Below are 12,416 nucleotides of genomic sequence, written 5' to 3' on the forward strand. Positions count from 1 at the left end.
AGATCTCGTCGAGGCGTGCGCCGGAGACGGTGACCGGGATGCTCGCGTCGTACAAGCGGTCGGCGAGAACCACGATGCGCAGTGCAACCGACTGATCCGTTGCGGGGTGGACGCCGTCGATGAAGACCGCCTTCACTCCCTCGACAAGCTTGTTGTACCGCGACGGATGCAGGGTGCTGAGGTGCTTGCACAGCTCGTCGAAGTTGTCGAGCGTGGCACCGTCGATGGCGTCGGCCCGAGAAACCAATTCCTCCGACGAGATGGGCTCCGGCGCGGGCGGAAGGTCACGGTGACGGTAGTCGGGGCCGTCGACGCGAATCGTCTCGAAGATCGAGCCGAGCTTCTTGATCTCGCGCAGGAAGTCCTGAGCGGCGAAGCGACCCTCACCGAGCTGGCCGGGAAGCGTGTTCGACGTCGCGACGATGGACACGCCGCGCGCGGAAAGCTCCGAGAGGAGGCGGGAGACGAGCATGGTGTCGCCCGGATCGTCGAGCTCGAATTCGTCGATGCAGAGAACACTGTGGTCGGCGAGCGCTTCGACAGCCTTGTTGAAGCCGAGAGCGCCGACGACGTGTGTCAGCTCGACGAAGGTTCCGAACGCCTTCGGCGACGGAACGCTGTGGAAGATCGATGCCAGCAAGTGCGTCTTACCGACACCGAATCCACCGTCGAGGTACAGGCCGGCGCCGGTCGCCTGGGTCTTCTTGCCGAACAATCCACGGCGTCCACCACTACGGATCTTGGTGACGCGCTTGGAGAATTCCTCGGCCTTGGCGACAGCGGCTGCCTGGCTCGGTTCCTTCGGATCAGGAATGTAGGACGCAAAACTCACCTCGTCGAACATTGCGGGAGGCACCATTTGAGCTACCAGTTGATCGGCGGGTACCACCGGGCTGCGATCGACAAGACGTTCATGCATCCGTCAAGGGTATCTACGTGATGTGATCTCTCATGTGCACCGTATGGATATTGCGACCTACTTCACACCAGGCCACGAAGACGAACTCCGCAGCCTGTACGCCTATCCGGAGAACCTCTCGCAACCCTGGATGCGCGTGAACTTCGTTTCCAGCATTGACGGGTGCGTCTCCGTCGACGGAGTGAGCGGTGGACTGGGCACACCGGCAGACAAGTCGGTATTCGGGATCTTGCGCGAACTCTGTGACGTCGTCGTGGTCGGCGCAGGCACAGCGCGAGCCGAGAACTACGGGGGTGTGCAGGTCTCGGACGCAGCTCGGGAGCGACGAAAGGCGAGCGGCCTCGCTCCGGTCCCACCGATCCTCGTCGTCTCGGCGCACGCGTCGATCGACCCCGAAAGCCGACTCCTTCGCGACACCGAAGTTCCACCGATCCTTGTTGTCGGTCGCGACGCGGACTCCGTGGCAATTTCGGCGCTGAGATCTGCCGGAGCGCAGGTGGAGGTGACGGACTCGCCGAACGTCACCAGCGGCGACATCGACAGGGCATTGTCGGCTCGCAAGCTCCGTCGCGTGCTGTGCGAGGGCGGGCCGTCACTTTTCGGGCAGTTGATCGAGGACAATGCCGTCGACGAACTCTGCATCACCACTTCACCTCAACTGGTGGGGAGCAAAGTCGGCCGAATCTCGCTCTCCCCCAATGCAATGCCCACGTCGATGCGTCCCGCTCACATTCTCGGCGATTCGGACGGCACGATCCTCACTCGATGGGTTCGTCAGCAGCCACGTCGGTGAACCTGGCACTCTGGTCGGCATGCGCAGAGTTGCTTTGATGGCCGTCGTCCTCGCGACGTGTTGTGCGTGCGGCGCCGGGCCGTCGCTTCGGCCCGCCGTCGCGGTCGAAGGCCGCACCGACGGCAGCCCTGCCCAGAGCGAGGGACCGTCGCCCGATGCGCCGCCGGTCGACCCCGGCGTCCCGACCGACGACATACCGTGGCGAGACTGCACCGGCACGTCACTCGCCGACCAGGCTCTCGCGGCGTCGAGCGCCGGCGTCATTCTCGAATGCGCGGAATTCAATGCCCCCATCGACGTGACCGGCGCCATCGACGGCAACTTCACTGCCGGCTTGACCCGCGCTCGGACCTCGTCGACGCCTGCCGACGCGTATCCGATCGTGTTCACATCGGGCACCGATCGTTCGTCGGGAAACTCTCTGGCCATGCTCGCCGCATCCGGCCTGAACACAGTTCTCGCCGAACATCCCGTGGTTGCCCTCGATCGACGCGGAATCGACAGGTCCACCGCAATCGACTGCATGACGCCGGAAATTCGGCGCGGCCTTCACGATCTGGGCCAGTTCGACGCGGATTCCACCGGTGACGCCGCCGATGCGGTCGCCGCCCTCGGTCACGACGCCACCATTGCCTGCACGGACTACCTCGACCCTCAAGAACTGAAGTTCGGCGCCGACTCCGCAGCCGAGGACATCGACGCTCTACGTACACGGTGGGGCGTCGAGACCATCGCTCTGTGGTCGGCAGGGTCCGGCTCGGACATCGCGCTGAGCTATGCGGCGGCCCACCCGAACAACCTCGCGAGGTTGATCCTCGATTCTCCCGCTCCGGTGGCCACCGACGCTGCCACCGAGGCAGAGAGTCGCGTGCAGGGCGAGGAAGCCGCGTTGACCGCGTTCGCTCAGCGATGTGTGGCGCTGGGGTGCTCGCTCGGACCTGATCCGAAGAAATCGGTCACGGACTTGATGGAGCGCGCTCGAGCCGATGAATTCCAGCCGCTGTCCGCCGCTGCGGTGTCGAACGCGATTTCGGCGAGCCTGTGGACTGCCGGAACCAACCGTGAGCAGGAGACCCGCTCACTGTCCGACGCTCTGTCCGCGCTCGGTACCGGCAACGCTTCACCGATTCGAGAGCGCGCCGCCCGGGCGGAGAACGAGGTGGACGGCGACGGCCAGTTCATCGGACGATGCACCGACGGCATGCAATGGCCGGGCATCGGGCGTGCGCGCGAGCTTGCGAACACGTGGGGCACCAACTATCAGGTGTTCGGGCAAGAAGCCGCGCTCGGGTTGCTGGCGTGCGCCAGCTGGCCGTCGACCGCCAACTCTCCCCTGCCGAATCAGTTGAAGCCCCCAGTCCTCGTGCTGAGCGGTCAGGGTGACCCGGCCGTCGGGAACTCCGGACTCTCGACCGTCACCGGCGTCGTGACCAATGCAGGATCGCGCTTCGCAACTCTGGACTGGCAAGGTGCGGGTCACCCCGCGGCACAATCCACCTGCGCTCAACAGGCGATGCGCCTCTACCTCAGCGACGCCTCCCTGCCCAGTAACGGAAGCGTGTGCCCGGCCTGACTCGGGCGCTCGTCCACCACGACCGAAAAGGGGTGCATCCCCCGATCACACCCTGCTCCGGTGTACCGTGCCGAAGTGTTCCTTCGACAGCTCGAGCCGCGTACCGGGCGGACAACCCAACAAGTCGTCAACTTCGTTTTGTGGCCGATCGCCGTGATGACAGTGCTCAATCGTGTCATCGTCACAGCAGTCAACGGCGCCATCACCGATGACTTCCGACCGGTCTACAACGCCGCGCTGGCGTTCTGGAACGGGCGCGACGTCTACACCGCAGATTTCAACTCCGTAGACCCCCATTACCTGTACCCACCATCGGGTTCCTTGTTGATGGCACCCCTGGCGATCCTCGATCCCGAGCGCTCACGGTGGCTGTTCATCGGTGTCAATGCCGTCGCCATTCTCGTGGCTCTCTACCTGCTGTTGCGCTTGTTCGACCTGACGATCAGTTCCATCGCGGCGCCGATTCTGGTGCTCGGCGCGTTCATGTCGGAGACGGTCACCAACACGTTGGTGTTCACCAACATCAACGGCCTCGTCCTGCTCGGCGAAGTTGCCTTCCTCCTGTTGCTGATGCGCAAGAAGGATCTGTGGGCCGGCGCCGCGATCGGTCTCACCATCGCAGTGAAACCCACGCTCGCGCCGCTGCTCCTGCTGCCACTCGTTCGCGGTCAGTGGAAGGTGTTCGTCACCGCCCTGGGCATCCCGTTCATTCTCACGGTCGTGGCATGGCCGCTGGCGTCGGATCCGATGGACTTCGTCCGCCGCACCGTCCCGTACCTGCTCGAATCTCGTGACTACTTCAACAGTTCGATTGTCGGAAACGGCGCTTACTTCGGTCTGCCCGAATGGTTGATCCTGCTCTTGCGCGTCGTGTTGGCCGCCATGGTCGTCGTCTCTCTTTGGCTTCTGTACCGCTACTACCGCAACGACGAACTCTTCTTCCTCACCACCGCGACCGGTGTGATCATGACCGCGTCGTTCCTGCTGCCCTCGCTCGGCCAGATGTACTACTCGATGATGCTGCTCCCGCTCCTGATGTCCGTGGTACTCAAGAACTCGGTCATGCGGAACTGGCCGGCGTGGCTTGCGGTCTACGGCTTCATGACGTTCGACAGCTGGTGGTCGAACCGCTGGCCGACCTTCGGCCGGGCGGCCGAATACACCAAGAGCACCCTCGGCTGGAGCCTTCTGCTGATCGTGATCTTCTGTGTCCTCGGATACCGGTATCTGGTCGCGCGTCGAGAGGGCCGCTTGGATCGGGGAATCGATCCCGCCTACCTCCTCGATCCCCCAATCGATACCGTCTCACCTGCCGACGAAGCCGAAACGGCGACAAAGCATTAGCGTGGAGGCATGAGTTCTTCACACGATGGCATCGACAGCACACCTGAGGTCACGTACACCGAGAGCGAGTGGCGCGAAAAACTGACGCCGGAGGAGTTCGCCGTCCTGCGCCAAGCCGGCACCGAACGTCCCTTCGTCGGCGAGTACACCGACACCACCACGGAAGGTGTCTACTCCTGCCGGGCGTGCGGAGCCGAGCTGTTCCGCAGCACCGAGAAGTTCGAATCGCACTGCGGGTGGCCGTCCTTCTTCGATCCGGCGGATTCGGATGCCGTGATCCTGAAGGAAGACAGCTCACTCGGAATGCGCCGGGTCGAGGTCATCTGCAAGAAGTGCCACAGCCACCTCGGTCACGTCTTCGAGGGTGAGGGGTACCCGACGCCGACCGATCAGCGGTACTGCATCAACTCGATCTCGCTGGTCCTCAAGCCCGCTCAGTAGCCAGGTCGTGGGCTACCCCGTGTCACTGGTAGCCCACGATTCGAGACTTTCAACTCAGAAGTCCCAGTTCAGCGCAGTCGGGCTCAGACCGGCCGCATTCAGGTCCTCGTTGCGAGCGACAAGTCCGTCTTTGACGGAACCGATCCCGCCACCGATCGCGCCGGAAGTGATGTCAGTCAACGAGGCGTCGCCGCCCGTGACTTCCTTCGTCACGATCGCAGCGGACGCTCCCGACACCGCGTCGTCGAAGGCGCCCCGCGCGATCTCCTGCACTCTCGAACCGGTCGGGAGCGGGTTCGGGTCAGGGCCGACACGATCCGGCGTCGTCTTCAACCCTCCGTTCGCAAGTCCCTTGATGAAACCGTCGCGCCCCTCGGTCACGACCTTGCCACCGTCGATCGACTGGCGATGATCCATCGTCATCTGCCCGAGTTGAATGGCGAGGCCGGAGAAGACGGCTGCGGCAGCTTCCACTGCCGCAGCCTCGATCACTCGTATCAACAATTGCTGCAACAACATTCGGACCGTGAGTGTTGTTGCGACCTCAGCCGCCACGACCCCGGCGGTACTGACACCCAGTGTCGGGACAGCAGCCGCCACCATGGCGGCAATCTCGAGCGCCAGTGCGCCCAGCGCCGCGAGGATCGACAGTTTGGTGTACTCGATGTCCGTGCCGGTATCGGTGCATGACTGACCCAGTTCGGCCGCGGCAGAGGACAACCGCTCGAAGACCTCCGCAACTCCCCCGGCCTCCGACCAATACCGAGACAACGAGTCGCCGGCTCGACCGTCGATCGATGCCAGTACTGCCTGCAATCCGTAACCACCGGCAGCGGCCGAAGCCTCGATCCGATCAGCCGCGCCTGACCAGGCATCACCCAACCTCCACAGTGCCGTTTCGTCTCCTTGCGGCCAGTCACTGCCCACCGCGACCGACGCAACCGCCTGTAACCAGCCTGGAATCTCGAGTCCCATCAGAGCCCACCCGCCATGTCGTCGGCAAGCGAGGTGTCGATCGATTCGAAACGATCGGTGATCTCGATCAGCGTGGCGGTCAATTCGCGCAGCGCGCCCGCGACCAGCGTCATCCCACCGACCGCTGACTCAGCACCGGGAACATATGCGCCTGAGAATGCGGATCCGAACTGGTCAGTGCCCCAGCAACCCTCTTCGGCGGCGACCACTGCGTCGAGAGCGCTCCGCGCCTCGTCGAGATCGGCAGCGACCACCGCGAAGGCTGGTGCAGCACTTTTCATCGCGGCCACATTCACGCCCAGTTCAGACATTGCCGGAGCTCCTCAGAACGGTGCGGTCCCAGTTCTCGTCGCAGGAAGCCGGTGTGGAGCTCGGACGAGGTTCGAGAATCTCGCGCAATCCGAGCACGCCCGGAACCAGGTCCGGCAAGTCGATTCCGGCCGCCTCCGTGAGCGGCTTCGTCATCTCGGCAACCTGTCGGCGTATGTCTTCTGCCGCAGACGCGGCCGTAGCCAGGATCAGATTCCCCAACGCTGCCGGCGAATGCTTGGCGTAAGAACTCCCCGAGAGATCGACTCCCACCACCGCCCCCGAGGCGTCGACGACGATTTCCACGCTGCCGTCACTCGAACGCGCGCTCGCCGTCGCTCGAGCGATCCTCTCCTGCAAGTCCGCCAGCGATCGAGTCCGCTCCAACAGAACGTGCTGCATCGAATCGATCTGAGCCCGAAGTACTTCGACTTGCCCCCGCATCGAACCAACATCCGCTGCACTCACGATGGCCCCCACCTTCGATAGATCGTGACACCTGATTCAGGCGCTCACGAGGTTCGACGCGAGAGGTGGCCGATCGGTTCCGTCAGCGTGAACGAAGCACGGGCGGATCGAACGCCTTGACCGGCGGCAGGGCCCCGTCGAATTTCTCGATCTGCACCAGAACGTGCTGGCCGGTGCACCCGTGCGAGAGTGACGACGTACCGACGTCCGGTGTCAGAACGTTGGGATTGCCGTGCACACACAGAGAGTCGGGATCGGCAGGATCGAGCGGGTCGTACCAGGCACCGGTGGAAAGTTGGACGACGTCGCTCCGCAAGTCCGAGTCGACGATCACACCAGCAAGGCACGCCCCGCGATCGTTGAACACCCGCACCACGTCTCCTGCCGAGACGCCGCGCGCGGCCGCTGCATCGGGGTGCATACGAATCGGCTCGCGTCCCTGAATCTTCGACGCCTGGCTCGCAGAGCCGTGATCGAGTTGGCTGTGCAGACGCGTCTTGGGCTGATTGGCGATCAAGTGAAGCGGGAATTGCGAGGCTCGCGGTCCACCCAGCCACTCGTCGGGCTCGTACCAGCGCGGATGGCCGGCGCAGTCGTCGTAGCCGAAGGACTCGATGGTCTCGGAGAAGATCTCGATCTTCCCACTCGGAGTCGAGAGCGGATATTTCTCGGGATTCTCACGGAAGTCACCGAAGAGCACGAGGTTGTCTTCGGTTCGCATCCGGTAGTGCCCTTCTGCCCAGAAATCCTCGAACGTCGGTGTGTTGCCGCCGTCTGCATCGACGAACGGCCGCCATTGACCGTAGAGATGCTCGATCCACTCCTGTGAGGATCGCCCCTCGGTGAACTGTTCCCCGAATCCGAGCGCAGAAGCCAGAGCGGCAAACGTGTCGTAGTCGTCACGCGAGTTCTCGAAAGGTGGAACGACCTGCTGCATCGCGACCAGAAGCGGGTCGTTTCGAGTGCAGCTCAGGTCATTTCGTTCGAGCGAGGTGGTCGACGGGACAACGATGTCGGCGTTGCGGGCCATCGGCGTCCAGTACGGATCGTGAACGACGATCGTGTCCGGACGCGCAAATGCCCGTCGCAGCCTCGGGAGATCCTGATGGTGGTGAAACGGATTGCCACCGGCCCAGTAGACCAACCGGATGTCGGGATAGGTCAAGCGTCGGCCGTCGTAATCGAACTCCTCCCCGGGCGAAAGCAGCAGGTCGGAAATCGCGGCTACCGGAATGAAATCCGACACCGGATTCACACCTTGCGAGAAGGTCGGCAAGGGATACGGCACCGGAGCCAGACCCGGCTCGTTCATCGAACCGTAGCCGTGCCCGAAACCTCCACCCGGAAGCCCGAATTGGCCGAGCATCGCTGCGAGTGTCACGCCCATCCACGGTGCCTGTTCACCGTGTTTGATGCGTTGCAACGACCACGTGACGGTCACCAGCGTCCGGCCAGACGCCATTCTCCGAGCCAGGTCGGTGATGAACTCCGCCGACACACCGGAGATCTTCTGCGCCCAGCGCGGATCCTTCGGTACACCGTCGGAACGTCCGAGCAGGTAATCCTCGAAGCGTTCGTAACCGACGCAGAAACGGCCCAGGAAATCGCGATCGTGCAGGTCCTCCGACGCCAGGACAAACGCCAGGGCAAGCATGATTGCAACGTCGGTTCCCGGAACGGGTGCGATCCACTCGCAGTCACCCTCGACGTCGTCACGCAACGGACTGAAGGAGACGATCTTTCCGCCGCGGGCACGAAACGCGTCGAGCGCCCCGCGCGTCGGATGATCACTCGTACCACCGGCATTGACTCCGGTGTTCTTGATCGGCACTCCCCCGAACGAGACGAGGAGATCGGAGTGCTTCGCGATGACGTCCCACGACGTGGAGCGCGCGAACAACTTCCAGTGCGTTCCGACCACACGCGGCATGATGACGCCGGTGGCACCGAGCGAGTAGCTGTGAACTGACTTGGTGTATCCACCCAGCTGATTCAGAAATCGGTGAACTTGGCTCTGCGCGTGATGGAATCGGCCGGCGCTGGCCCAGCCGTACGAGCCGCCGAAGATCGCGTTGTTTCCGTGCGCGTCGACCACGCGACGCAGTTCACGCGAGAGGAGTTCGGTCAGTTCGTCCCAGGAGACCGAGACGAATTCGTCGGCTCCACGTCGGTCGCTGGGACCCGGCCCGTTCTCGAGCCAACCCCGACGCACCGCCGGGCCCGAAACACGAGCCCGACTGCGCACCGAACCGGCGAGGTTCCCGAGCATCGGCGAAGGATTCGCATCACCCTCGTACGGATGCACGGCGGTCACCTCGCCGGCGACCGATTCGGCGGTGAACATTCCCCAATGGGACATGTGTTGACGACGCCGGTTCGGTGCAGTTGTCACAGGAACTACTTTCGAAGCAGATCAGGGAAGGGAAAGGACCAGCTTCTCGATGTCCACGCGCGGGCCGGTGAAGAACGGCACCTCTTCGCGAACGTGCAAGCGAGCTTCGGTGGCACGTAGATCGCGCATCAGATCGACGATACGAATGAGCTCGGGTGCTTCGAACGCGAGAATCCACTCGTAGTCCCCCAGGGCGAAGGCCGGGACCGTGTTGGCGCGAACGTCCTTGTACGAACGAGCAGCCATACCGTGATCGGCGAGCATCTTGCGACGCTCCTCGTCGGGGAGCAGGTACCACTCGTACGAGCGGACGAACGGGTAGACGCAGATGTAGTCGCCCGGATCCTCACCCGCGATGAACGAGGGCACGTGGCTCTTGTTGAACTCCGCGGGGCGGTGCACCGCCGAGTTGCTCCAGATGGGAGCACTGGCCTGTCCGAGGACGGTGGTGCGACGGAAATCCGCGTACGCGGCCTGCAGTTCCTCGATGGTGGCCGCGTGGGTCCAGATCATGAAGTCCGCGTCGGCGCGCAAGCCGGCGACGTCGTAGATCCCGCGAACCACGACGCCCTTGTCTTCGAGACCCTCGAAGAACAAGCGGGCGTCCTTGACCGCAGCTTCCCGATCATCGCCCAGCACACCGGGTTCCACCTGGAACACGGAGAACATGAGGTAGCGGATTTCAGAGTTCAGTTTGTCGAAATCAAGGCGTGCCATGGGTCTATCGTGCCACTCGCTCGAATATCCGTGTAGCCGCCGTCGTGCCGACTGCGACACACGCCGGAACCCCGACGCCGTGCAGCCACGACCCGGCCAGGGCGAGGCCGTCGAACTGCGTCATCCCGGACTCGATTTCAGCCACGATTTTCGTGTGACCTGGGGCGTATTGGGGAAGACCTCCGTGCCACCGCTGTACGAAGGTCGCGCCTGGCTCCTCGGTGATTCCGGTCACGGTCTCGAGATCGGCGCGCGCGAAGTCGATCAACTCGCCATCCGACCGGTCGACGATCTCCGATGCACCGAATCGACCGAACGACACCCGAACGAGGTGCTCACCGCGATCAGCGAGGTGTGTCCACTTTCGACTCGACAGCGTGAACGCCTTGGCGGTCAGGTCGGCGTCGGTGGCTACCAGGATCCCTGAATTCTGCGGAAGTTCGACCTGCCCGGACAACCGGAGCGCCACCACCGCGGACGACGCCAGTTCGATCCGAGCGACGGTACTCGCAACATCCGCATCGACTCCGGCCAACAGCGCCGCTGCGCGCGGCGCCGGGACGGCCAGAATCACCGCGTCGACGCTTCCGAGCGGATCGACGTTCCAACCAGCCCCGTCGCTGCGCAACCCAGAAGCCTCGCCGCGGACGAAGGTCGCGTCGGCGGCCTGCTGCAGCGCATCGAGCAGGATGCCGTACCCGTCTCTGAGCGCTCCGAACACCGGCCCCGGTGCAGGCGTCGGCAATGCGGCTGCGACTGCATCCGTGAGGCTCCGAGAGCCCGCATCGAGGGCCGCAGCGAGTGTCGGCAAAGCTGCACGCACGCCGATGGTCTCCGCCAGCCCCGAATACACCCCACCGAGAAGCGGATCCACCGATCGGCTGACCACCTGATCACCGAATCGCTGCGAAACCAGTTCGGCAACACTGCAATCGGAACCGCGGGTCCACTCCAGCGGGACGCCGGCCTCGGCGGCGATGCGAGCCAGGGTCTGCTCGTCGACAAGATCTCTCACCGACTCCGCCGATGCCGGGATTCCCATCAGGGTTCCGGTGGGCAACCGATTCAGTGATCCCTGAGACCAGATCAACGGGCTCAGCCCCGCAGGGTAGACGATCTGATCGGTCAGACCCAGCTCGGCGAGAAGCGCAGGAACTTCCGGCCGACGGGCGATGAAAGCCTCGGCACCGATGTCGATCGGGCCACCGCCCAGATCAATCGTTCGCAGCTTCCCGCCCAGTCGCGGTGAGTCGTCGACGATCGTGATGTCCGCTTCGGAGCCCAGACTGCGCCGAAGCCGGTACGCGGCAACCAGACCGGAGATTCCTCCTCCGATCACCGCGACCGACGGCCGATTGGTCGTCACAGCGAGTGCACCAGCTCCACCGCCGAGGTGATCGCCGTGGGATCGGTGTCGGGAAGAACTCCGTGGCCGAGGTTGAAGATGTGGCCGATGGCACCGGCCTCGATCGCGCGGTCCCCTTCGGCGGCGATCCGGCGCACCTCACGATCGATCACCTCGGGGCCCGCGAACAGTACGGCGGGATCGAGATTGCCCTGCAGCGCCTTACCCGGACCGACACGACCAGCCGCGACGTCGAGCGGAATCCGCCAGTCGACACCCACGACGTCGGCGCCTGCCTCCCCCATCGCGCCGAGAAGTTCACCGGTGCCGACACCGAAGTGGATACGCGGGACGCCGGCAGCGGCAACCTCGGCGAACACTCGCTCGGAATGCGGGAGAACAAATTCCCGGTAATCGGCCAGCGAGAGCGCGCCGGCCCACGAGTCGAACAGCTGGACCGCGTCGACGCCCGCCTTGAGCTGCGCCTGCAGGAAGCAGATCGTGGTGTCGGCCAAACTTCCGAGCAACGCGTGCCAGGTCTTCGGATCGGAGTGCATGAGCGCTTTGGTCTTCTCGTGGTTCCGGCTCGGACCACCCTCGACCAGATACGACGCCAGAGTGAACGGCGCTCCGGCAAAGCCGATCAGCGGCGTGGAGCCCAACTCGGTAGTGAGAAGCCGAACGGCCTGCGCGATTGCGCCTACCTCTTCGGGGACCAGTCGCGGAAGTGCTGCAACGTCGGCGATGGAGCGAATCGGATTGGCGACCACCGGTCCGACGCCGGCAACGATGTCGAGATCGATTCCTGCGGCTTTGAGTGGAACGACGATGTCCGAGAACAGGATTGCCGCGTCCACGTCGTGACGGCGCACCGGTTGCATCGTGATCTCACAGACCAGCGCCGGATCGAAACAAGATTCCAACATGCCGATCCCGGCGCGGATCTCGCGGTACTCCGGCAACGAACGCCCGGCCTGACGCATGAACCACACCGGCCGTCGACTCGGAGTGCGTCCGGTCGCCGCGGCAAGCAACGGTGCGTCGGGCAAGACTCGCCGAGCGCTGTATTCCGCCGGCCCGGTAATGCCTGAATTCATGTTGTCCAACCCGCTCATCAGTCCTCGCGCTCTCCGCCAACGT

General features: G+C 64.0%; 12 protein-coding genes. 4 read left to right on the forward strand and 8 right to left on the reverse strand.

Features of this window, described 5'->3' with window-relative positions; translation table 11 throughout:
* On the reverse strand, positions 1–919 hold a 919-nt coding region (gene zapE, locus ACYP01_RS23170), incomplete at its 3' end, for a cell division protein ZapE (protein ID WP_459682676.1).
* Positions 920–962: 43 nt separating this feature from the next.
* Here zapE and ACYP01_RS23175 point away from each other — a divergent pair.
* The 4 genes from ACYP01_RS23175 to msrB are packed head-to-tail and all read left to right on the forward strand — an operon-like array spanning position 963 to position 5,070.
* On the forward strand, positions 963–1,712 hold the full coding sequence (locus ACYP01_RS23175) for a pyrimidine reductase family protein (RefSeq protein ID WP_459682678.1): 750 nt from the start codon (positions 963–965) through the stop codon (positions 1,710–1,712).
* A gap of 19 nt (positions 1,713–1,731) precedes the next feature.
* On the forward strand, positions 1,732–3,285 hold the full coding sequence (locus ACYP01_RS23180; RefSeq protein WP_459682681.1) for an alpha/beta fold hydrolase: 1,554 nt from the start codon (positions 1,732–1,734) through the stop codon (positions 3,283–3,285).
* 60 nt (positions 3,286–3,345) lie between these two features.
* Entirely contained in the window at positions 3,346–4,629 is a 1,284-nt protein-coding gene (locus ACYP01_RS23185) for a glycosyltransferase family 87 protein (protein WP_276117386.1), read from the forward strand.
* 9 nt (positions 4,630–4,638) lie between these two features.
* Positions 4,639–5,070, forward strand: a complete 432-nt coding sequence (msrB, locus tag ACYP01_RS23190; protein WP_003942631.1) for a peptide-methionine (R)-S-oxide reductase MsrB — start codon at positions 4,639–4,641, stop codon at positions 5,068–5,070.
* Between the two features lie 54 nt (positions 5,071–5,124).
* Here the strand turns inward: msrB and ACYP01_RS23195 are convergent, their stop codons facing one another.
* The 7 genes from ACYP01_RS23195 to hemE form a co-directional block, all read right to left on the reverse strand.
* Complete coding sequence (locus ACYP01_RS23195; protein WP_003942627.1) at positions 5,125–6,045, reverse strand: WXG100-like domain-containing protein; 921 nt, start codon at positions 6,043–6,045, stop codon at positions 5,125–5,127.
* The gene (locus tag ACYP01_RS23200) at positions 6,045–6,356 is read right to left on the reverse strand and encodes a hypothetical protein (protein ID WP_003942588.1); all 312 of its coding nucleotides are present in this window, start codon (positions 6,354–6,356) and stop codon (positions 6,045–6,047) included. The genes ACYP01_RS23195 and ACYP01_RS23200 overlap by 1 nt, the downstream gene beginning before the upstream one ends.
* Positions 6,349–6,822: a YbaB/EbfC family nucleoid-associated protein gene (locus ACYP01_RS23205; RefSeq protein WP_223304570.1), complete on the reverse strand. Its 474-nt coding sequence runs from the start codon at positions 6,820–6,822 to the stop codon at positions 6,349–6,351. Before ACYP01_RS23205 ends, ACYP01_RS23200 begins: the two co-directional genes overlap by 8 nt.
* An 82-nt stretch (positions 6,823–6,904) precedes the next feature.
* A complete protein-coding gene (locus ACYP01_RS23210; RefSeq protein ID WP_459683048.1) occupies positions 6,905–9,181 on the reverse strand; it encodes a molybdopterin guanine dinucleotide-containing S/N-oxide reductase in 2,277 nt (758 codons plus the stop codon).
* 54 nt (positions 9,182–9,235) lie between these two features.
* Entirely contained in the window at positions 9,236–9,931 is a 696-nt protein-coding gene (gene hemQ, locus ACYP01_RS23215; protein ID WP_003942644.1) for a hydrogen peroxide-dependent heme synthase, read from the reverse strand.
* Between the two features lie 4 nt (positions 9,932–9,935).
* Complete coding sequence (locus tag ACYP01_RS23220; protein ID WP_214925288.1) at positions 9,936–11,297, reverse strand: protoporphyrinogen oxidase; 1,362 nt, start codon at positions 11,295–11,297, stop codon at positions 9,936–9,938.
* On the reverse strand, positions 11,294–12,391 hold the full coding sequence (hemE, locus tag ACYP01_RS23225; RefSeq protein WP_459682686.1) for a uroporphyrinogen decarboxylase: 1,098 nt from the start codon (positions 12,389–12,391) through the stop codon (positions 11,294–11,296). Before hemE ends, ACYP01_RS23220 begins: the two co-directional genes overlap by 4 nt.
* Between the last annotated feature and the right edge of the window lie 25 nt (positions 12,392–12,416).

It is taken from the genome of Rhodococcus sp. no. 34, from assembly GCF_054589475.1.